The sequence below is a fragment of the uncultured Dialister sp. genome, assembly GCA_900314595.1.
In the GTDB taxonomy this organism is placed as follows: Bacteria; Bacillota; Negativicutes; order Veillonellales; family Dialisteraceae; genus Dialister.
Genome location: OMVW01000004.1, coordinates 1 through 21,045, shown reverse-complemented (window position 1 = coordinate 21,045; position 21,045 = coordinate 1). Strand labels below are relative to the sequence as shown.

Annotated in this window: 17 protein-coding genes and 3 riboswitches; of the genes, 2 read left to right on the top strand and 15 right to left on the bottom strand. The window is 48.7% G+C overall.

Translation table 11 applies throughout. The features are described 5' to 3' along the window. Nucleotides 1-104 precede the first annotated feature (104 nt). The 5 genes from QZN42_RS02715 to QZN42_RS02695 form a co-directional block, all read right to left on the bottom strand. On the bottom strand, nt 105-650 hold the full coding sequence (locus QZN42_RS02715; RefSeq protein WP_296954192.1) for a glutathione peroxidase: 546 nt from the start codon (nt 648-650) through the stop codon (nt 105-107). Between the two features lie 906 nt (nt 651-1,556). Continuing rightward, a riboswitch (cobalamin riboswitch) is annotated at nt 1,557-1,733 on the bottom strand. A 96-nt stretch (nt 1,734-1,829) separates the two neighbouring features. Further along, nucleotides 1,830-2,001: riboswitch (cobalamin riboswitch) on the bottom strand. A gap of 260 nt (nt 2,002-2,261) precedes the next feature. Then, nucleotides 2,262-2,837 carry a peptide-methionine (S)-S-oxide reductase gene (locus QZN42_RS02710; RefSeq protein ID WP_296954191.1) on the bottom strand — a complete coding sequence of 192 codons (576 nt, stop codon included), beginning with the start codon at nt 2,835-2,837 and terminating at the stop codon, nt 2,262-2,264. Between the two features lie 113 nt (nt 2,838-2,950). Further along, nucleotides 2,951-4,123 (bottom strand): methylmalonyl Co-A mutase-associated GTPase MeaB, encoded by a 1,173-nt coding sequence (gene meaB, locus QZN42_RS02705; RefSeq protein WP_296954190.1) that lies wholly within the window; start codon nt 4,121-4,123, stop codon nt 2,951-2,953. Between the two features lie 11 nt (nt 4,124-4,134). Next, nucleotides 4,135-6,330 (bottom strand): methylmalonyl-CoA mutase, encoded by a 2,196-nt coding sequence (gene scpA, locus QZN42_RS02700; protein ID WP_296954189.1) that lies wholly within the window; start codon nt 6,328-6,330, stop codon nt 4,135-4,137. 1 nt (nt 6,331) lies between these two features. After that, entirely contained in the window at nt 6,332-8,611 is a 2,280-nt protein-coding gene (locus QZN42_RS02695) for an acyl-CoA mutase large subunit family protein (RefSeq protein WP_296954188.1), read from the bottom strand. A gap of 160 nt (nt 8,612-8,771) precedes the next feature. After that, nucleotides 8,772-8,942: riboswitch (cobalamin riboswitch) on the bottom strand. Nucleotides 8,943-9,133: 191 nt separating this feature from the next. Here QZN42_RS02695 and QZN42_RS02690 point away from each other — a divergent pair. Further along, the gene (locus QZN42_RS02690) at nt 9,134-9,619 is read left to right on the top strand and encodes a hypothetical protein (RefSeq protein WP_296954187.1); all 486 of its coding nucleotides are present in this window, start codon (nt 9,134-9,136) and stop codon (nt 9,617-9,619) included. Between the two features lie 187 nt (nt 9,620-9,806). On the opposite strand, the gene QZN42_RS02685 is transcribed toward QZN42_RS02690, so the two are convergent. The 10 genes from QZN42_RS02685 to QZN42_RS02640 all read right to left on the bottom strand — a co-directional run bounded on the left by QZN42_RS02685 (nt 9,807) and on the right by QZN42_RS02640 (nt 19,924). Next, a complete protein-coding gene (locus tag QZN42_RS02685) occupies nt 9,807-10,223 on the bottom strand; it encodes a biotin/lipoyl-containing protein (RefSeq protein WP_296954186.1) in 417 nt (138 codons plus the stop codon). 38 nt (nt 10,224-10,261) lie between these two features. After that, on the bottom strand, nt 10,262-10,576 hold the full coding sequence (locus QZN42_RS02680; protein ID WP_296954185.1) for a hypothetical protein: 315 nt from the start codon (nt 10,574-10,576) through the stop codon (nt 10,262-10,264). Nucleotides 10,577-10,616: 40 nt separating this feature from the next. Further along, complete coding sequence (locus QZN42_RS02675; RefSeq protein ID WP_296954184.1) at nt 10,617-12,146, bottom strand: acyl-CoA carboxylase subunit beta; 1,530 nt, start codon at nt 12,144-12,146, stop codon at nt 10,617-10,619. A gap of 82 nt (nt 12,147-12,228) precedes the next feature. Then, entirely contained in the window at nt 12,229-12,681 is a 453-nt protein-coding gene (locus QZN42_RS02670; protein WP_296954183.1) for a VOC family protein, read from the bottom strand. A gap of 19 nt (nt 12,682-12,700) precedes the next feature. Continuing rightward, nucleotides 12,701-13,639, bottom strand: coding sequence for a methylmalonyl Co-A mutase-associated GTPase MeaB (gene meaB, locus QZN42_RS02665; protein ID WP_296954182.1), 939 nt, complete (start codon nt 13,637-13,639; stop codon nt 12,701-12,703). Between the two features lie 127 nt (nt 13,640-13,766). Then, nucleotides 13,767-14,156 carry a cobalamin B12-binding domain-containing protein gene (locus QZN42_RS02660; RefSeq protein ID WP_296954181.1) on the bottom strand — a complete coding sequence of 130 codons (390 nt, stop codon included), beginning with the start codon at nt 14,154-14,156 and terminating at the stop codon, nt 13,767-13,769. A gap of 60 nt (nt 14,157-14,216) precedes the next feature. Next, on the bottom strand, nt 14,217-15,863 hold the full coding sequence (locus tag QZN42_RS02655) for a methylmalonyl-CoA mutase (RefSeq protein ID WP_296954180.1): 1,647 nt from the start codon (nt 15,861-15,863) through the stop codon (nt 14,217-14,219). Between the two features lie 290 nt (nt 15,864-16,153). Next, nucleotides 16,154-17,701 (bottom strand): succinate CoA transferase, encoded by a 1,548-nt coding sequence (locus tag QZN42_RS02650; protein WP_296954179.1) that lies wholly within the window; start codon nt 17,699-17,701, stop codon nt 16,154-16,156. Nucleotides 17,702-18,296: 595 nt separating this feature from the next. Then, nucleotides 18,297-19,544, bottom strand: coding sequence for an O-antigen ligase (locus QZN42_RS02645; RefSeq protein ID WP_296954178.1), 1,248 nt, complete (start codon nt 19,542-19,544; stop codon nt 18,297-18,299). Between the two features lie 170 nt (nt 19,545-19,714). Then, complete coding sequence (locus QZN42_RS02640) at nt 19,715-19,924, bottom strand: hypothetical protein (protein ID WP_296954177.1); 210 nt, start codon at nt 19,922-19,924, stop codon at nt 19,715-19,717. Between the two features lie 331 nt (nt 19,925-20,255). Between QZN42_RS02640 and QZN42_RS02635 the strand changes: the two genes are divergently transcribed. Next, complete coding sequence (locus tag QZN42_RS02635; protein WP_296954176.1) at nt 20,256-20,915, top strand: DUF4405 domain-containing protein; 660 nt, start codon at nt 20,256-20,258, stop codon at nt 20,913-20,915. Nucleotides 20,916-21,045: the final 130 nt, after the last annotated feature.

The following is a 21,045-nucleotide window of genomic DNA, read 5'->3' as shown; positions in this document are numbered from 1 at the left end:
ATTCATGATCCGCCGATGTCTGACAACGAATCACTAAATGCCCATACAAAAGGCGCGCCTCATCTCTGATGCGCGCCACAATTACTTTTCGCTTATCACTGCTTTCACAACAGTTTTTCAATTTCTGCCGCTATGACCTCCGGTGTTTTTGTCGGTTCAAAGCGGGCAATGACTTTTCCATCCCGGTCAATGAGGAATTTCGTGAAGTTCCACTTGATATCGTCCCCTTCCAGGAATTCGGGGAAGTTCTTCTTCAGGAAATCAGTGAGTCCCTTTGCATTGGGATGATCCATGTCAAAGCCTTTAAAGCCCTTTTCGCCGGTCAGGTACTTGAAGAGAGGCTGCGCCGTTTCTCCCCGCACATCCCCTTTTTTGAACAGGGGAAAGGATACGCCGTAATTCAGCCGGCAGAACTGCTCAATCTCCCCGTCGCTTCCCGGATCCTGTCCGGCAAACTGGTTGCATGGAAAGCCTAAGACCACGAGACCTTTGTCTTTATAAGTTTTATACAGGGCTTCGAGTCCTTCATACTGGGGCGTAAAGCCGCATTTGCTGGCCGTATTCACGATAAGAAGGACCTTGCCTTTGTAATCAGACAAAGAGATTTCCTTTCCTCTATTGGTAATGACCTTGAAATCATAAATGTTCATAGTATGCCTCCTTTTATCAATGATAGTTTCTATGCCTTTATTATATCGAATATAATCGAATTAATCAAACAAAAAAAGAAGCGACGATTGGGCCGCTTCAAAAGGGGTTGGAGCAAACGCTCCATGAGAACCTGTATAATAACATCTCATCGATGCTATTATCAAAAAGTATTGAGAGTGATGAGGGATTTCTCCCTCATCACTCAGGGAGGAAAACAGGGCATCGCCCATAAGATCAGGAAAAACTCAGTTCCCTATAGGACTTCCATGGAGGGAAGGATTTTGAAAAAGGTGGTGATGATCATATTTCCCTTTACAACCATCACCTGAGGGAGATGAATCACGGGGCTAAGCCCCGGCTGTATAGTCACTTCACGCGGAAGTATCTGTAAAAGGGGGCGATGGTTATATTTCCCTGTTATAACCCTCGCACAAAAGGAAGAAGAACCATGGGGCCAAGCCCCGGAGGTGCAGCGCACCATATAGTCACTTCATAGAGAAGTATTAGTAAAAAGGGAGGGTGATGATCAGTCCACCATCACCCGAAGGGAGATGAATCTGCGGGAATGCTGCCTGAAGCAGTCCCCGATATATAGGCACTTCACAAGGAAGTTACTGGAAAAAGGGTGGGGTGATGATCGTATTTCCCTGTTACTACCATCACCCGAAGGAGATGAACCATGGGAGGAAATCCCACAGGTATATGTAAAGCCCTTTCGGGCGATACACCGATGTTTAGAGCTATAAGAAAAACCGCGGAGGATGATGTTTCCCTTCACCATCCTCAGATCATCCCCGGGGATCCTCATTCCCGGAAATAGAAAATCCACCTTTCGCGCAGGACAAAGGTGGACAATTGTACCCTAAAAGTACATATATTCACACCTTCCCATCGCTCGTAGGTCAAACGGTGATTCCAAAACAGGCAGTTCTCCTGACTCTGCTTCCTCGCTCCTCCAGCCTTCCCAATATCCTCAGTGACTTTTGTTGGATTCGCTCCGCATTACAGTGGCGGGACCGTGCCGGCATTTCACCGGTCTTCCCTATTAAGCCCTTCTGGGCACCTGTCTTACGTATGTAGTTCGCTCCTCAATAACCGATTCACCAATAAAAAACCTCTTTACACGAACGTAAAGAGACATCTTGATTAGACATCCCCTTCCCATCGCTCGTGGGTTCAAACGGTGATTTAAGACAGGCAGTTCTCCTGACTCTGCTTCCTCGCTCCTCCGTCTTCCCGATTTCTCAGTGACATCTAGATTCGCTCTGCATTACAGTGGCGGGACCGTGCCGGCATTTCACCGGTCTTCCCTATTAAGCCCTTTTGGGCACCTGACTTTTCTTATTCGGTTGTATTTATAGTAGCACCGTCAAGGACCCCTGTCAATCTGTAAATGAGGATTTAAGGTACTTTTTATTATGATTTCTTAATCAGCATAACAGAATAGGTTGATTATAACATTTAGTCATATCTAAATTTTACGCTTTATATGAAGATTCATCAATGGAGGATAACTTCTCTTTGTAATCACTTTTATGGAAAGTAAGACCCTGGCATTAGAAAAGCCATGCCGGTGAGTTGCAGCCGGCATGGCAGACACTGAAATGATGTTATTGATTTACAGGTTCAATGGTTCCCAGTTTTTCCAGGAGCGGGATATTGATGGGTGTGTACGTACCGGGATGGCTTCGGAGATAGAATTGTTCCTCCTCCGGTGCCGGATAGAAATTTTCCAGCGGTTTTGCTTCTGTGCGGATCGGTGGCAGATGCTTTCCTTCCCCTTCGTACTCATTGACGATAAAGCTGGACTCTGTCATCCTTCTCGATACGCCCCGGTTCTGAAGAAATACCAGGTAGTAGCTGATCTGCATCGTATCTTCATGGCTGGTATAGTAAACACCGCTTCTAAACTGTGGTCCCACTGCTTTCCCCTGAATCCCGTCAGTATGTGGATTGATAATGGTGAAAAACAGGGATAAAAGGCTGACGATATCAATCTTTTTCGGATTATATATGACTCGGATGCATTCTCTGCCTTCCACTTTTCCGCTATATATATCGTCTTTTGAGGGATTGGGAGCACTGCAGTTGGCAAAGCCCGCCTCTACCCGGGCCACTCCTTTTACACGGGAAAAGACTTCCTGGAGCCCGTAATAGGGACCGCCGGCAAGGTACAGCTCTTTCATAAATGCCCCGTTAATATACATAGAAAGACCTCTCTTTGCAAGCTCTAATGAGCAGAATACAGGGATAGGGGCGCAGCAGTGCCGCGCCCCTTCCTGTAATACAATGAAGCTTATTATTTGATTGATTCCAGATGGCGGGCTGCGGCCCGGTCAAGATCAAAGGTCTTGATGAGCTCGGCCACTGCCTGGCTGGGCGATACCACTCCTGCAAGGACTGCTGCGCGGACTTCCGGGATCCGTCCTTTGATGACAGGATCTTCATAGAAGAGATTGTGCAGATGTTCCTCGATCATGGTCTTCACCCATTCGATAATCTGGCGCTGGCGGCGGTTTTCGAAAGCGCCGGATTTTTTCGTCACTTTCTCAAATTCACGCATGACAGCCCAGAGTTCCAGGAGCCCGGTCTTCTTTAGAGCGGAGCAGCGATACGCATGGGTCTTCCATCCTTCCGTGGCCGGACGGATGAATTCCACCATTCTTTCGTATTCGCCCTGAGTGACTTTGGCTCTTTCCAGGTTATCGCCATCAGCCTTGTTGACCACAATGGCATCTGCCAGTTCCATGATACCTTTCTTGATGCCCTGCAGGTCATCACCGGCACCGGTTAAGACTACGAGCATGAAGAAGTCAACCATGGAACGGACTGTGGTTTCGGACTGGCCTACACCTACCGTTTCCACCAGGATAACATCACATCCTGCGGCTTCGCAGAGCATCATGGTTTCACGGCTCTTCCTGGCAACCCCGCCGAGGGTTCCGCCGGAAGGAGAAGGACGAATGAAACAGTTTGGCTCACGGGAGAGCTTCTGCATTCTTGTCTTATCCCCCAGAATGGACCCGCCGGTGATGGAGCTGGTGGGGTCTACGGCCAGGACTGCCACTTTATAGCCCTGCTGGCAGAGGAGCTGGCCGAAAGCTTCAATAAATGTACTTTTCCCTGCACCTGGGACACCGGTAATCCCTACGCGGAGGGAATGACCGGTCCTGGGCAGTAATGCCTGCAATACTTTCTGGGCCTTGTCAAAGTCCTTCGGGGCATTACTTTCGATGAGAGTAATAGCCTTGGAAAGAATCATTCGGTCGCCGCGTTCCACGCCTTTCACGTATTCTTCTACGGAAAGTTTCTTCCGGAGCGGAACTCTGCGGAGAGGTTCCTTCGGGACGTACTTGATATCGGTCACGCTGTTGACAGCACTGTCGATACCACGCATCACGGAACAGGCAAATTCAGGATTCTTTTCTTTCGGGACCCAGCTTGGCCGGAGATCATCATCGTTTTCAGGCATATACGCTTACCTTAACCTTCCTTGGCTTCAGCTTTAGCGCGGTCTACAAGGATCTGCAGTAACTGGATGCAGCACTTCGGGATATTGGTGCCTGGTCCGAAGATGGCGGTTGCGCCATGGTCGTAGAGGAATTCATAATCCTGTGGAGGAATTACGCCACCGATGCAGACGAGGATATCGTCACGGCCGCGTTTCTTCAGTTCATCTACGATAGCCGGAAGCAGTGTCTTGTGGCCTGCTGCCAGAGAGGAGAAACCAACAATATGAACATCGTTATCTACCGCATCCTGAGCAGCTTCTTCCGGAGTCTGGAAGAGCGGGCCTACGTCGACATCCCAGCCCATATCTGCGAAGGAGGAGGACAGGACTTTCTGGCCTCTGTCGTGACCATCCTGGCCCATCTTGCAGAAGAAGATACGCGGACGACGGCCTTCGAGGGATTCGAATTCGTCAACCAGTTTCTTTGCCTTTTCGAAGGAACCATCATCCTGGTATTCGGAGGAGTAAACGCCGGATACGGTGTGGATGGTTGCATTGTAACGGCCGGAAACTTTTTCAACGGCATCGGAAATTTCACCCAGGGATGCACGGTCATGAGCTGCCTGAACGGCTGCGTCAAGCAGGTTGCCGTTTTCGCGGCTTTCTGCGCACTTGGTGATATGTTCGAGGTCGATTGCAACCTTTTCCGGATCGCGGATGGAGCGGAGTTTTTCCAGTCTCTTGATCTGTGCGTTACGAACAGCGGTGTTATCAATGGACAGTACGTTCAGCGGATCTTCCTTAGCCAGTCTGTACTTGTTCAGGCCGACAATGGTTTCCTTGCCGGAGTCGATATCTGCCTGACGACGGGCAGCGCATTCTTCGATACGCATTTTCGGAAGACCGGTAGCGATAGCCTTTGCCATGCCGCCCAGGGATTCGACTTCCTGGATGTGTGCCCAGGACCGTTTGATCATTTCGTTGGTCAGGTATTCTACATAGTAGGAACCGCCCCACGGATCAATGATCTTGCAGCTCTTTGTTTCATCCTGAATATACAGCTGGGTATTACGAGCCAGGCGGGCAGAGAAGTCCGTCGGCAGAGCGATAGCTTCATCAAGCGCATTGGTATGGAGGGACTGGGTGTGGCCAAGAGCCGCAGACATAGCTTCCATACAGGTTCTTGTGATGTTGTTGAATGGATCCTGTTCGGTGAGGGACCAGCCGGAGGTCTGGGAGTGGGTACGGAGAGCCATGGATTTCGGGTTCTTTGCGCCGAAGCCTTTGAGGATCTTTGCCCAGAGGACACGGGCAGCACGCATCTTTGCGATTTCCATGAAGTAGTTCTTGCCCTGATCCCAGAAGAAGGAAAGTCTCTTTGCGAAGGCATCGACCGGCAGGCCTGCTTTTTCGCCGCAGCGGATGTATTCCATGCCGTCTGCCAGGGTGTAGCCCAGTTCCAGGTCGCAGGTAGCGCCGCATTCCTGGATATGGTAGCCGGAAATGGAAATGGAGTTGAATTTCGGCATGTACTTGGTGGTGTATTCGAAGATATCACCGATGATACGCATGGACATAGCCGGCGGGTAAATGTAGGTGTTACGAACCATGAATTCCTTCAGAATATCGTTCTGAATGGTGCCCTGGAGGATTTTCTTATCTACGCCCTGTTCGATGCCGGCAGAAATGAAGAATGCCAGAATCGGAAGTACGGCGCCGTTCATGGTCATGGATACGGACATCTGGTCCAGCGGAATACCATCGAAGAGGATGTTCATATCGAGCATGGAGCAAACGGATACGCCTGCCTTACCAACGTCGCCTACTACACGGGGGTTATCAGCATCGTAACCGCGGTGGGTCGGAAGGTCGAATGCAATGGACAGGCCTTTCTGACCTGCTGCCAGGTTTCTCTTGTAGAATGCGTTGGATTCTTCAGCGGTGGAGAAGCCTGCGTACTGACGGACGGTCCATGGACGGAATACGTACATGGTGGAGTACGGTCCGCGGAGGAACGGAGGAATACCGCTCATGAAATCCAGGTGGTTGCAGTCTTTGTATACGTCCTGGGTATAGAGAGGACCTACCGGGATACGTTCCAGGGTGGTGTCATAGAGGTCGTCATATTTCTTGCCTGTTTCGCTTTCCAGAGCTTCTCTCCACTGATCGTAGTCACAACTTGGATGAGCTTCCAGGTTCAGTTTTGTAAAATCAGGATTTGTTGCCATATTATTTTACCTCCTCTTCCGTAATCTTCATGCCTTTTGCTCTCTGAAGTTCACGGATGATTTCGTAGCAGTTAGCCTTGACGGAGATGAAATCATCTACGCCGGCTTCACGGTATTTTGCTTCCATATCTTTCGGAGCTGCGCCTGCCAGGAAGAGTTTGCCGCTGCCCAGGACTTCTTTCAGTCTCGGAGCGAGAGCTGGTACGTCTTCCGGATAGGTATCATCCTTGGAGCAGATGACTGCACAGTCATATGGAGTGCCTTTATCATCAAAGCCGGCTTTAAGTGCTTCCACGCATTTATCCCAGCGGGAGCCCGGTTTGCCTTCATCATCCTGGAAGCCGGTGTTCAGGTGAACGTTGAATTCACCAACCTGCAGGAAGGAGGTGGAGAAATCGGCTCTTGCTTTATGCTGCGGAATGCGGCCCATGTTTGCCAGGAATACTTCCACATTCTTGCCGGTTTCTTTCTTGTAGTTTTCGGTATCGAAACGGAGTCTTTCGAAACGTTCGGTCCAGCGGTGTTCAGTGATGACGCGTACTGCTTCAGATTCGCCGTCAACGTCCAGTGCTTTTCCGACTTCACCCTGAGTTGCGCCTGCGGAGAATGCTTCGATGGCTTTATCCAGTTTTGCATCAGCAGGAGCTGCTTCGAGTTCTTCCAGTTTCTTGCCGAGGAATTCTTTATCAATGTCTTTCTTGTAAGCTTCAACGCCGTCTACAAGGATCTTCTTCAGAGCCGGGGTATCTTCCGGTCTCGGTTCGATCAGTTCTTCAGCCATGTTCGGATACATGTTGTTGCCTACGGAACGGTCTTTACGGAAGTCAAGAGCCTTGAAGCGCTGTTTCAGGATATCCAGGATCTGTTCCTGCGGATATTCAGCTTCCAGAGCCTTGGTGAAACCGCCCATGGATTCAATCTTCTGGAATTCAGCCCAGATATGATTTGCCATTTCAGTGGTCAGGTGTTCAATGCCCCAGGAGCCGCCGGCCGGATCGATCGGGCGGAGCATACCGAATTCTTCCTGCAGAATGATGTGAGCGTTTCTTGCGATACGACGGGAGAATACGTCGCCTTTACGAACGGTTTCATCATATGGTTCATTTTCGTAGGTATCTACGCCGCCAACTACGGAAGAGAACATGGCAGTGCAGTTACGAAGCATGTTAACGCCTGCATCGAAAATGGTGCGGAAGAAATATGCCGGTCTTGCATGAATCTTTGCACTTCTGTCAGCGCCTTCAGCTCCGAAGGCTTTCATGATGTTTGCCCATACTTCACGAGCTGCACGAACCTTGGCGATTTCCAGGAAGAATACTTCGCCGGTGTTGAAGCCAAAGTTGATGGACTGAGCGATATCATGAATGGAAATTCCTCTCTTTTCCATTTCACGGATATATTCTACAGCCATAGCAAAGGTGTAAGCGACTTCCTGTACGGAGTTTGCGCCGCCTCTGGAGAATACTTCGGATCTCGGCATAATGGTGCGCAGGCCCGGAGCGTTCTTTCTTGCCCAGCAGATGGTTTCAGCCATTTCATCATAGTAAGCAGCAAGCGGTTTAGCCAGTTTGCCATTCTTTGCAAGCTGGGACAGCGGGTTGGCGCCGATAACGCCATGAAGTTTGCTGGTATCTTTTCCCTTGGCTTTCAGAGCAGCAGCTACCAGCGCGAGCATCTTCAGAGAAGATGCTCCGCAGTACATCATGAATGGATATTTTTCAAGGTCCAGTCCATCAAGCATCTGAGCCATATCTTCCAGAGTGGTGATGGATACGCCGGTATCACCCGGTTTTTCAGCATCTTTCACATCGATGCCTTCGGTGGATGCGGAGTCAAGACGAACGTTGTAAACGGTGGAACCTTTAGCGATTTCATCTTTCAGAAGTTCATTATTTTCCTTCGGAAGGGTTTCATCGCATGCCTGCGCGATGCCCCAGGGAGCTTCCTTGTAGCCATGAGCGGTGGATCCGCGAAGGAAATCGCCCATGCCCGGGTAGTCGTCAGCCGGAAGTTTTCCTTCCATGGCAACCGGTCCGGTATGGAGTGTATAAATAGGATCAAAGGTAATGCCTTCGTAAGTCTTTGTATACATGAGTTTATCGAAAGGTTTACCCTTCAGCAGAGCGTTGCAGGCATCAACCCATTCTTCCCATGTAGGTGGTGTAAATTCATCAAATTTGACTGCCGGGAAATCAGTTTTTCCTTCAGATTTTTTAAGGATTGCTTCCAATTCTTTATCGGTAAGCTGTTTTACTGGTTCCTGGGATTTCTGTTCATCCATGAATAGTTCCTCCTTTAATAATTTTAGACAATTTCACGTATTAACGGGGTTCACCTCCTTCAAAGGTTATTTTGTTTTGACATGAAAAAAGCCGGCACCTGAAATGGCAGCCGGTTATGAGACCTTTGTCCCAAATCCCCTTCCCATCGCTCGCAGGTTTAACGGTGATTCATTGACAGATAGTTCTCCTGGCTTGGATTCATCGTCCTGTCCGCCTTCCCAGGTTTCCCCAGTGACATAATGGACAGGTCTCCTCCTTACAGTGGCGGGACCGCTCCGGCTTATACCGGATTCTCTTTTATGCTTTCGCATCTGTCAGGAATATGAAATTGTCTAAATGATTACAGTATCAGTATAATTCATCATATTCTAAGTGTCAAATATTTTATTATAATTTTATTCCAATTTTCTTGTCTTAAATCAATAATTTAATAAAATTATTATGGATAAAATTCTTGCGTGAGTTTATAATAATACTAGCATTAGTATTAAATTTGTGTAATCTTTAGTAAGGAGTATAGTATGGATAAAGAGTTTGACAAAGACAGGGAAGAGTCAATCGCATTGAGCAGAAAATTTGCAGATCTGGAAGGACGGCGCCCCCGCATCTACGTACCGGAAATGGAAGATGACGGATGTGGTGAAAAGAGAAGGCTTGCCGCCAGTGCCTTTGCAGACTGCGGCTGGGATGTAGACGTAGACTCCCTCCAGTCCCCTGAAGAATCAGCCAGGAATGCGGTAGATAATGACGATTATTATATTTACTATTATTCTGAAAGCGAAAAAACTGCCGGTCTGCTGATCCGTCTGGAACAATCTCTTGCCATGTATGGAAGGGACGATATCCTTGTGGCAGCCGGTCCGGTAGAAAATGAGGAAACGAAAGAAAAACTTTTCCGCTATGGCCTTACTGCCCTGTTTCCAAAAGATTACTCCGCCTATAAAGCTAGTCTTACCATGCTGAGGCTTCTTATTACAAGAAGTATAGATGAGGAATCTGATTTATAAATTCCGCTTCAAAAGGGAACCTGTCTGATTAACAATAATAAATAAAGAAAAGGCTTATGATTATTATTATCACATCATAAGCCTTTTAAAATGTTTATATACAATAATAAAGAATTAAAGGTAGAACAAAAAAGGCAGTGCATATGCACTGCCTTTTCAGACTGTTCAAGCAGATTCCTGATAGGAATTAGCCAACGGTGAACAGCGGATCGCCGCCCTGTACGGACTGGCCTTCGGAAACCTGCATGGAGGTAACCTTGCCATCGCATGGAGCCATGATCGGGTTGCCCATCTTCATAGCTTCGAGAACGAGAACTTCGTCGCCGGAAGCAACTGCATCGCCAACGTGTTTATTGATGCGGATTACTTTGCCCGGCATCGGAGCTTCTACGGATTCGCCTGCACCTGCAGGTGCTGCTGCCGGAGCCGGAGCCGGAGCCGGAGCCGGTGCTGGAGCCGGAGCTGGAGCCGGAGCTGCTGCCGGAGCTGGAGCTGCTTTCGGAGCCGGAGCTGCTGCCGGAGCCGGAGCTGCTGCTGCTGCGCCGCCGTCTTCTACTACTACGTCGTATTTCTGGCCGTTAACTGTTACAGTAAATTTTCTCATTGTCTTTCCTCCTAAATGATTGATAGTTCAACTTTCAATTAGAACTGCTGGGAACCAGCTACACCTGCAATGCGGGAAGCGCTGGTCCAGCCGGATCTAGCTGCCGGACGGATGGAGACGATTTCGCCGCCACCCATAGCAACGATAGCAGCAGCGATTGCTGCTACGACTGCACCGTTGTCAGCAGCTGGTGCTGCTGCCTTCGGAGCTGCAGCTGCTTTCTTAGGAGCTGCGGCCGGTGCCGGTGCTGCGGACTGATTGAGAGATGAACGTACCTGCCAGATCATGATCAGGGCAATTACAGCCACTACAAGGCCTGCAACTGCGATATACATAACTGTGTCGTTACCCATCTGTACCCATCCTTTCAATTAGTGATTTAAGCAGCAAATATTACAGCGGAATGTTGCCGTGTTTCTTTGCCGGATGTACTTCGTGTTTGGAAGCGAGCATCTTCAGAGCATTGATGATTGTCGGACGAGTGTTTCTCGGATCGATAACTGCGTCTACATAGCCGCGTTCTGCAGCTTTGTAAGGAGTAGCGAATTCCTCTACATATTCCTTTGTACGCTGTTCTTTCTGCGGATCTTTCTTGAAGATGATGTTAGCTGCGCCTGCAGGTCCCATTACAGCGATTTCAGCGGTCGGCCAAGCAAATACCTGGTCAGCGCCCTGTTCACGGGAGCACATAGCGATGTAGGAACCGCCGTAAGCTTTACGGAGAATCATGGTAACCTTCGGAACGGTAGCTTCGCAGTATGCAAACAGCATCTTAGCGCCGTGACGAATTACGCCGGCATATTCCTGCTGACGGCCCGGGAGGAACCCAGGAACATCGACAACGTTCAGAACCGGAATGTTGAAGCAGTCGCAGAAACGAATGAAGCGAGCTGCTTTATCGGATGCGTTGTAGTCAAGGCAGCCTGCCATGAATGCCGGCTGGTTAGCAATGATACCAACAGTCTGTCCGTCCATACGAGCGAAGCAGGTGATGATGTTCTTTGCCCATTCTTTAGCTACATCGTAGTATTCGCCATTATCGACAATGGATTTAATTACATCGTACATGTTGTACGGAGCGTTGGAGTTTTCTGGCATGAGGGTATCGAGAGCCGGATCGGTTCTGGTCGGATCATCGCCAGTTTCAACGATTGGAGCGTCTTCCATGTTGTTGGAAGGCAGGAAGGAGAGCAGATAACGAATCTGTTTAATGCAGTCTTCGTCGTTCTTTGCTCTGAACTGAGCAACACCGGAGGTGGTGTTGTGGGTCTTAGCGCCGCCGAGTGCTTCAGCGGTGATCTTTTCACCGGTTACAGATTCAACTACTGCCGGGCCGGTCAGGAACATCTGAGAGGTCTTGTCAACCATGTAGATGAAGTCGGTCAGAGCCGGGGAATAAACAGCGCCGCCTGCAGATGGTCCCATGATAGCGGAAATCTGAGGAATTACGCCGGATGCAATGGTGTTGCACCAGAAGATCTTGCCGTAGCCAGAGAGTGCATCTACTGCTTCCTGAATACGAGCGCCGCCGGAATCGTTCAGGCCTACGCAAGGAGCACCGACTTTGAGAGCCAGTTCGTTTACGTGAACGATTTTAGCTGCGTGCATTTCGCCGAGGGAGCCGCCTTCAACGGTGAAGTCCTGAGCGAATGCGAATACGAGTCTGCCATCGACAGTACCGTAACCAGTTACTACGCCTTCACCAGGAAGATCTTTCTTTTCCTGGCCGAAGTTGTGGCAGCGGGATTTAACAAGAGCATTGACTTCTACGAAAGTGCCTTCATCAAACAGAAGAGCAAGTCTTTCACGAGCGGTCAGTTTGCCTTTTGCATGCTGTTTTTCAACACGTTTTTCCCCACCCATAGCCTCTACATGCGCGAGGTTTTTGTGGAGAAGTTCAATTCTTTCTGCAACAGTTGCCATTCTTACACCTCCAAAAATTCTAGGGATCCCCCTAGAGGGGGATGATTTACCCGAATGGGTAAATCATATACCATCATTCAAATTAAGCTTTGAAGGATGGGCCGCCGGGACGTTCAGTCAGTTCCAGCAGAAGGCCGGTTGCTTTTGGATGCAGGAATGCGATGTGGCAGCCACCTGCACCAACGCGGAACTTCTTGTCGATGAGCGGAACTTCTTTAGCCTGCAGATCAGCGAGGCAAGCTTCGATGTCGTCTACGCGAAGTGCTACATGCTGGAAGCCGTTCTTGCCGCCGTTAGCTTTTTCGATGAAACGAGCGATCGGGCCGTCCGGAGTGGTGGAACCCAGGAATTCGAGTTCGCAAGCTTCGGTCTGAGCGGACGGTTTGTAGAAGCTGGTTGTTACATGCTGTTCTTCTACAGTTTCATCCGGCAGAGAAGGTTCGAGTCCGAAAATGTCTTTCATCTGCTGTTTAATCTTCTGGAGATCTTTAACAGCTACGCCAACATGATCGACAGTTAAAACTTTAAATGCCATAATAACTCCTCCTTTAAAATTATTTGAATATTTTGCCTACAATGGAATCAACGACTGTGAACGGATCAGTTTCACGTTCAAATACCTGTTCCACGTAGTCAGCAAATTCACCCGTGTTCGCGATGTCACTCTCGATCTTACGGGAAATGCGGTCGTGAATCATCTCAAGCATTTCGCTTCTTGCTCTCTCGCGTCTGCGTTCTTCAAGAATGCCGGATTCTTCCAGATACTTGCGATGATCACCCAGGGCTGCTACTACATCTTCTACACCCTGGTCTTTATTCGCGATCGTTCTTTCAATCGGAGGACGCCAGTTCTGAGCTTCGCCCAGATCGAGCATCATTTCGATTTCAACATTTAAACGATCAGCGCCGTCGCGGTCGCATTTATTAATGACGAATACGTCACCAATTTCAAGGATACCTGCTTTAATAGCCTGAATATCGTCACCTAGTCCAGGTACGAGCACAACAAGTGTTGTATCCGCATTTTTAACGATATCTACTTCTGACTGTCCTACGCCTACTGTTTCGATGAAAATCACATCGAAGCCGAAAGCATCCATCAGTTTAACCGCATCTGCAGTCTTGCGGGAAAGTCCGCCAAGGCTGCCACGCGTGCCCATACTACGGATATAAACACCCTTATCCAAGGTCAGATCGTTCATTCTGATACGGTCGCCGAGAATGGCGCCGCCGGAGAATGGTGAGGTAGGATCGACAGCAACGATACCTACAGTTTTACCCTGTTGACGGAATTTCTTGATCAGGGCATCTGACAGTGTGCTCTTACCCGCACCAGGTGCACCAGTAATACCGATGACCTGTGCACGACCGGTATGATGATAGATATCTTTCATGATATCTTCAAATCCATCCCGTTCGTCTTCAACGATGGTAATTGCTCTCGCTAAGGCACGTCTGTTTCCATTCCAAAAGTCTTTCATAGAAAATTCCATGGATAGATACACCGCCTTTTCGAAGAGTAAGTAATATATAGAAATAATATAGTGCCGGGGCCGGGAGTCCTCCCGGTCCCGGGCAGCTACATTAAACCTACCGTATTAAATGACCAGATAAGTCTGATTATTTCTTAACGTTTCCGTTAATGAAATCAATAACTTCTTTGGTTGGGGTGCCAGGGGTGAAGATAGCCTTTACGCCTGCTTCTTTCAGACCCGGGATATCGCCTGCAGGGATTACGCCGCCGCCGATAACCAGAACGTCGCCCATTCCTTTAGCTTTCAGTGCTTCAACAACTTCCGGGAAAAGGGTGTTGTGAGCGCCAGAGAGCAGGGACAGAGCTACTACATCAACGTCTTCTGCGTCTGCTGCTTCAACGATCTGAGCAACGGTCTGACGAAGACCGGTGTAAATAACTTCCATACCAGCATCGCGGAGTGCACGAGCGATAACTTTTGCACCACGATCATGTCCATCAAGGCCCGGTTTTGCTACGAGAACTCTAATTGCCATTATAGATTACCTCCAAGAAAGTATATGTCTAAGATTCTATGTCTGAAATTCAGTTATGAATTAAAGAGTGTTGTGCGGTTTGTATTCGCCGAATACTTTACGCAGAACGCCGCAGATTTCGCCTTCGGAGCAGTAAGCGCGTACGCAGTCGAGGATGACTGGCATCAGGTTTACAGATTCGTCAGCTGCTGCAACTTCGAGTTTCTTCAGTTCTTCCTGAACTTTTGCGTTGTCGCGTTCAGCCTTAACTTTAGCGAGTTTGTTCTTCTGGAATACGCCAGCGGATGCATCAACCTTCAGCAGGCCCTGAACCGGTGGTTCTTCCATGGTGAACTTGTTGACGCCGACGATGGTTCTTTCGCCGGATTCAACGGACATCTGCCAAGCATAAGCAGAATCCTGAATTTCTTTCTGGATGTAGCCTTTATCAATAGCTTCTACAGCGCCGCCCATTTCATCAATCTTGCGGATGTATTCTTTAGCTTCAGCTTCGATAGCATTGGTCATAGCTTCTACATAGTAGGAACCGCCGAGTGGATCGATTACGTCAGCCAGGCCGGATTCGTAAGCAACGATCTGCTGGGTACGAAGAGCGATGGTTACGGATTCAGTGGTCGGAAGAGCCAGAGCTTCATCGCGGGAGTTGGTGTGCAGGGACTGGGTGCCGCCCATAACTGCTGCTGCGGTCTGCAGAGCAACACGAACGATGTTGTTGTTCGGCTGCTGAGCGGTCAGCATGGAGCCAGCGGTCTGGGTGTGGAAACGGAGTTTCAGGGACTTCGGGTTTTCTGCGTGGAATCTTTCTTTCAGGATAGAAGCCCACAGACGACGGGAAGCACGGAATTTAGCAACTTCTTCGAGTACGTTGTTGTGAGCGTTCCAGAAGAAGGACAGACGTGGAGCGAACTGATCTACATGCATGCCAGCTTTCAGAGCTGCTTCGATGTATGCGATACCATCAGCGATGGTGAATGCAACTTCCTGAGCAGCGGTGGAACCTGCTTCACGGATGTGGTAGCCGGAAATGGAAATGGTGTTCCACTTCGGTACGTTCTTGGAGCAGTATTCGAAAATGTTGGTGATCAGACGCATGGACGGTTTAACCGGGAAAATGTAGGTGCCGCGTGCGGAGTATTCCTTCAGAATATCGTTCTGAATGGTGCCGCGCAGTGCGGAAGCCGGTACACCCTGTTTTTCAGCTACAGCGATGTACATAGCGAGCAGTACGGAAGCCGGTGCGTTGATGGTCATGGAGGTGGAAACTTTGCCGAGGTCGATCTGGTCGAACAGGATTTCCATATCCTTCAGGGTATCAATAGCAACGCCTACTTTACCAACTTCGCCTTCAGCCATCTTATCATCGGAGTCATAGCCGATCTGGGTCGGAAGGTCGAATGCGCAGGACAGGCCGGAGCCGCCGTTTGCAATCAGGTAACGATAACGTTTGTTGGATTCTTCAGCGGTAGCGAAGCCAGCGTACATACGCATGGTCCAGAGTTTGCCGCGATACATGGTCGGCTGTACGCCACGGGTGTATGGATATTCGCCCGGGAAACCGAGGTCTCTTTCATAGTCGAAGCCTTCGATATCCAGAGGGGTGTACAGGTTTTTGTGTTTCAGGCCAACTCTTTCCGGATGTTTTGCGGTCTGTGCTGCATATTCAGCATTGTACTTTTCAAGTTTAGCTTTCAGGGATTCGTTAGACATGAGTTCATCTTCCTCCTAAAAAAGTAAGAATGTAATATCTGGAAACCTGGTTCATCACGCAGATGACGGCGGCTTTTCGCTCTTCTCATTCACCGGTTTTCGAATCAGTTTCCGTCAGGGTTCCGCAAAGCCTTTCGCTGCCGCAGTGTTCGTTGGGGAATCTTATTGCAGCAGCTTTCGGACTCTTGCGAGACCCATGTATATGACACTGTCTTCTGACAGTCATCACCATAGGTTATTATACAATATTCTGATTATTTGTAAAGCATTAAGATGCTTCAAATTTCAGATTATTTGGAAAAATGCATATCGCCGGTTTCAGCGAGGCTTTCATGGAATTTGAATGCTTCTTTGAGGATATGCGGGGTCTGGCTGCCTTTGCATGCCACAACTGCTCTTTCATAGTAGTCCATGAGCTGATCTCTGAAGGACGGATGAGCAACGTTGTTGATGATAACCTTTGCTCTTTCTTTCGGGGACAGGCCGCGAACATCTGCAACACCCTGTTCAGAAATGAATACATGGGTATCATGTTCGGTGTGGTCAACATGAGAGCACATCGGAACTACTGCGGAAATCTTGCCGCCCTTGGTGGTGCTGTGGCAGAAGAAGCAGGACAGGAATGCGTTACGAGCGAAGTCGCCGGAGCCGCCGATACCATTCATCAGTTTGGTGCCGGTTACATGGGTGGAGTTAACGTGACCATAGATATCCATTTCCAGAGCGGTGTTCATGCCGATTACGCCGATACGACGAACAACTTCACCGTTGTTGGAAATTTCCTGCGGACGAAGGATGATCTTCTTGCTGTATTTGTCAATGTTAGCATAGAAGCGTTTCAGTCCGTCCGGGGATGGGGACAGGGAAGTACCGGAAATCATGTCAATCTTGTCTTTGTCGATCAGGTCGAACATGCCATCCTGAATAACTTCGGTATATACGGAAAGGTTCTTGAAGTCGGATTCAACGAGGCCATGGATAACTGCGTTAGCAACGTTGCCTACGCCGGACTGCAGCGGGAGCAGGTTTTCCGGAAGTCTGCCATGAGCGACTTCATTCTTCAGGAAGCTTACGAGGTTGTTGCCCATTGCTTCAGCATCGTCATCGAGCGGAGCCAGTGCACGGGTAACATCCGGCAGATCGCATGGAACTACTGCGATGATCTTTTCCGGATCGCAAGGAATGTACGGGGTGCCTACACGGTCACCTGCATGAACGATCGGAATCGGTTCACAGAATGGCGGGTTCTTTCTCATGTAGATATCTGCCATGCCAACGAGTCCCAGCGGCTGGGTGGTGTTGACTTCTACAATGACTTTCTTTGCAGTATCAACATATACCGGGGAGTTGCCGATTGCAGTGGTGGTGTAGAGTTCGCCGTTCGGTCCGATCTTGCATACTTCTACTACTGCAATGTCCGGTCCGTAAACGCGTTCACCTTTAGCGTTGGTGAAGAAGCCTGCACGAACCTGCTGAGCAACATGGGACAGGTGGAGATCAAAATAGTTTACCTGGCCTGCATTGATTGCTTTTCTCAGGTTTGCGTTGGTCTGGTATGGCATACGGTTACGAACGCCGTTTACAGCAACCAGTTCGCCATCGATCTGGGAACCGGTGGAAGCGCCGGTCCAGATATCTACCTGGAACGGGGTTTCTTTCATACGTTCAGCCAGTTCATGCATGGTGATTTTCGGATAGCCGCAGGGCGTAAAGCCGGAAATACCAAGGATGTCGCCAGGATTAATCATGGCAGCTGCTGCTTTGCCGTCGCATACTTTGGAGAGAAGGGCTTTGTCTTCAATTCTGCTCAGGAATTCGCTATCATTGGTGTCGATCATTACTATCATCCTCCCAAAAATAAAAATAAATATTGAAAAGTCCGCAGCCTCAGATGTCTTTTACCCACAATGCCGCAGAACTTTTTACCGTAAAAAAAGGCAGCCCCTCTTATTTCCCCGATAGTAAAAGGTTCAGCTTAAGATTAGTCACGTTCACTTTGTACACGAACATAATCATAAGTCTAAACCCTCCAATCATTGAATAAGCTGACTGCTTCGGCGGCTCTTCAGTCACCGATATTATTATAGCACACTTTCTCCGGATGGAACCTCAAAAAGAGGCCCTTTTACTTACAAATTCCCTTTCAGGGGTTATAGATAATTCCTATTAGACAAATTATAGTTTTCGTGACCCATAACCTTCTATTTACAAATACCCCTATTTATTGGCAAAGCCATATCAGAAATTTTCTATACCATTCCCTTTTAGTGAATGTTTCAGTATTTTGTAAAGTCCATGTTCCGGAATTATTTCTATTCCGTAGAAATAAAATGTTTCAATTTGAAATATGTTATTAGATAAATTTAATTCTATATTTCCTCCCATGACTTAACTTCCCGCCCATTAAAAAGAGCCCCCTCAGGAGCTCTGCATTTATCCTATATCCTTTTCTCCTTCTGTCACCGCATAGTCCGAAACGCACAGGGCTGAGAGGCTCCAGAAGCAGAAGGAGACAGACCGGCTGAAAAGGACGTGATCTCCCAGGCTGATGACGGCTATGGCCATGACCATGAGGAGTCCCCCAAGGCCAAGGGATTTCGAAAAGCTGTCTTTTCCATGGCGGTAAATGCGGCAGGAAAGAAGGCCCTGCGCAAAAAAGGCGGCAAGGAAAGCAATGCCTCCCGGGATGCCCACTTCCGCCGGCATATTGAGGTACATATCATGGGCATGGAAAATAAGTACATGTTCATCCTGGATGAAGAAATTATATTCCGGATAAGCGAGGAAATAACTCCCCCAGCCGATGCCCAGAAGCGGATGCTCTTCAATCATGGCCTCCGTCGATTCCCAGAGCGCAAAGCGCAGCCCTACAGACGTATCTTCACCGGAGAACAGGGAAAGGAACCTTTCCGTAATCTGTCCGTGATAGAAGAAAAGTATAAGCGGTATAAAAAGGAAAAGGATACCGAACCGTTTATCATAAAAAAGAGTGAGGCCCAGCACGATGGCTGCCAGGGAGACCCATGCGCCCCTGGAATAGGTAAGGGCAAGGCAGAGCACAAAAACGACGAGCAGTATGCCGAATGCCGCCTGTCTCTTTCCCCTCTCCCTGAGGAAGAAAGGAGTAAGCAGGCTGATGATCATGAGGAGGTAGGCGCCAAAAAGATTCGGGTTTTCCAACGTGGAATACATACGCCGCCGGAGGAGGGGGAACCTTTCAGGATCCACCCAGCTCTGTGCCGCCATATCGGCCGCCATATCCTTTGCATCCGCATACTGGAAAAAGCCATAGGCCGCAGTCACCAGGGCTCCTGCAAGGAATACATAAAGAGCCGTTTCCTTTTCCTTCCTTGTTTCGCTCATGGTAAAAACAAGGAGGTACAAAGCCGCATACATAAGCGGCTGAAATGCCCAGTTCATCAGCGAAAAAGCGGTATCCGGCGACACGAATCCCGAAAGAAAGGCCGCTATAAGAAATATGGCTCCCGGCTGCCACAGGGGAGGCCGCCGGAATGAGACTTCCCCTGCCCACCTGTAATTCACAAGCCAGCCCAGTACCAGGGGCACCAGGGTCACATAAAAAAGCATGGGGTGAAGCGGCAGCAGAAAAAGCGTCGCATATAACAGATATAATAAATGCCTGCGGGAACAGATACGCCCCGGAAGACTCCCATTTTCCATGATTACCCTCCATCACAGGATGATGAGTGAAACGTATTTCTATTATTATATAAGAGAAAATAAAAAGGGGCAATGAATTTAAAGCTCTTTTTATTTCCCCTGTTTTCAAAAACGTATGAACCATCCTCTCCCACAGACAGAAAACCTCTCCCGCAGGCTGTCAAAAAAATTTAAGAATTTCTAATAAAATAAATTCCTTTTTCTGTACTATATACGCAGAGGCAAAGATAAAGGCCAAAGCAGCCCGCCAGGATATCCTGCATCCCGGGAAGGATAAAGCGGCGGATCTGCTTACATGTATGTCTTTTCCTCTGCTGCGCAGCTTCCTCATTCATAAGTCGTTCATCAAAAGAAAATCCTCCGACAGACCGGAACATCATAAGTAATCCTTCTTCTGCCCTGTTTCACGGGGTGCATACGTCCCGCTAACGATTCCTGCGGCCGATTGATCAGGCAGAGCATGGATTCTATCCCTCCGCACAGTGCGGAGGATTTTCTGCTGCCAAAAGGGCCCGAAGTCACTTCCGGGCCCTTTTGGCGTGGTTTTACCGTTTCATTCATGAATCATTAACTTCCATGAAAAAATCCGGACTTCCCTTCAAATCAGAATCTTTTATTTCCTAATGAAAAAAGCCGGCCGCCTTTTTCAAATAGAGTCTCTCCTTCTCCCGTATGCTAGAATAAAGAAAAACGATTCCCCCGGAGGTCCTTATGAAAAAACGCATCCTCATCGATATCCTTATGCTCATCCTTTTCCTCGTCATGATGGATTACCGGCTCATCCGGAATTTCTGGCATGAAACGCTGGGAGCGCTGCTCTTTTTCGTGGTCCTCTATCACAACTGGCTGAACCGCAGCTGGTACAAATCCCTCTTCCGGGGCCGGTGGACCGTGGAAAGAACCATCACCCTTCTCGTCAATATGGTGCTGATCTTTTCCATCCTTTCCGCCATCTGGAGCGGTATCTTCATTTCCAAGAATCTTCCCCACTTGATCGGAAAGGCCCCCCGCTGGATTCATTATCTCCATCACATCGGAGGTTACCTCATGCTGATTTCCCTGGGCTTTCACCTGGGACTTCACTGGAAGCCCATGCTTTCCCGGCTGGAGCGAATATTGGGATTTTCGAAATCAAAAGTCCTTCCATGGGTAGAACGGCTCCCCGTTCTCGGAATCATTGCCTGCGGCATTTATTTCTCCAACTACTACAGCATCGGAAGCCGCCTCTTCTTCCGGCCCATCCCCAATGCCAGGTCCCTTCCCATCACGCTCTGGACTTTCACCTTCGGGTACCTCATGATTATTTCCACTTATGGAGTCATTGCCTACTACGGGATGGAGATGCTGAGAAAAATAAAGCGGAGGAAATAGTTTTTAGTTATTAGTGGTTAGTGGTTAGTTTCAATATCATTAACTTAACAGCTGCTAAAGTGCTTCCAAATCGAAATTTCTCTATTGCGTTTAAAGGAAATAGGGCCTTATTCACCCTGTTCGGAGTAAA

Excerpts from the sequence above, each read along its gene's own strand:
- QZN42_RS02715 (WP_296954192.1), bottom strand. The coding sequence starts at position 650 with ATGAACATTTATGATTTCAAGGTCATTACCAATAGAGGAAAGGAAATC.
- QZN42_RS02710 (WP_296954191.1), bottom strand. The coding sequence starts at position 2,837 with ATGAAAGAGCTGTACCTTGCCGGCGGTCCCTATTACGGGCTCCAGGAA.
- meaB (WP_296954190.1), bottom strand. The coding sequence starts at position 4,123 with ATGCCTGAAAACGATGATGATCTCCGGCCAAGCTGGGTCCCGAAAGAA.
- scpA (WP_296954189.1), bottom strand. The coding sequence starts at position 6,330 with ATGGCAACAAATCCTGATTTTACAAAACTGAACCTGGAAGCTCATCCA.
- QZN42_RS02695 (WP_296954188.1), bottom strand. The coding sequence starts at position 8,611 with ATGGATGAACAGAAATCCCAGGAACCAGTAAAACAGCTTACCGATAAA.
- QZN42_RS02690 (WP_296954187.1), top strand. The coding sequence starts at position 9,134 with ATGGATAAAGAGTTTGACAAAGACAGGGAAGAGTCAATCGCATTGAGC.
- QZN42_RS02685 (WP_296954186.1), bottom strand. The coding sequence starts at position 10,223 with ATGAGAAAATTTACTGTAACAGTTAACGGCCAGAAATACGACGTAGTA.
- QZN42_RS02680 (WP_296954185.1), bottom strand. The coding sequence starts at position 10,576 with ATGGGTAACGACACAGTTATGTATATCGCAGTTGCAGGCCTTGTAGTG.
- QZN42_RS02675 (WP_296954184.1), bottom strand. The coding sequence starts at position 12,146 with ATGGCAACTGTTGCAGAAAGAATTGAACTTCTCCACAAAAACCTCGCG.
- QZN42_RS02670 (WP_296954183.1), bottom strand. The coding sequence starts at position 12,681 with ATGGCATTTAAAGTTTTAACTGTCGATCATGTTGGCGTAGCTGTTAAA.
- meaB (WP_296954182.1), bottom strand. The coding sequence starts at position 13,639 with ATGGAATTTTCTATGAAAGACTTTTGGAATGGAAACAGACGTGCCTTA.
- QZN42_RS02660 (WP_296954181.1), bottom strand. The coding sequence starts at position 14,156 with ATGGCAATTAGAGTTCTCGTAGCAAAACCGGGCCTTGATGGACATGAT.
- QZN42_RS02655 (WP_296954180.1), bottom strand. The coding sequence starts at position 15,863 with ATGTCTAACGAATCCCTGAAAGCTAAACTTGAAAAGTACAATGCTGAA.
- QZN42_RS02650 (WP_296954179.1), bottom strand. The coding sequence starts at position 17,701 with ATGATCGACACCAATGATAGCGAATTCCTGAGCAGAATTGAAGACAAA.
- QZN42_RS02645 (WP_296954178.1), bottom strand. The coding sequence starts at position 19,544 with ATGGAAAATGGGAGTCTTCCGGGGCGTATCTGTTCCCGCAGGCATTTA.
- QZN42_RS02640 (WP_296954177.1), bottom strand. The coding sequence starts at position 19,924 with ATGATGTTCCGGTCTGTCGGAGGATTTTCTTTTGATGAACGACTTATG.
- QZN42_RS02635 (WP_296954176.1), top strand. The coding sequence starts at position 20,256 with ATGAAAAAACGCATCCTCATCGATATCCTTATGCTCATCCTTTTCCTC.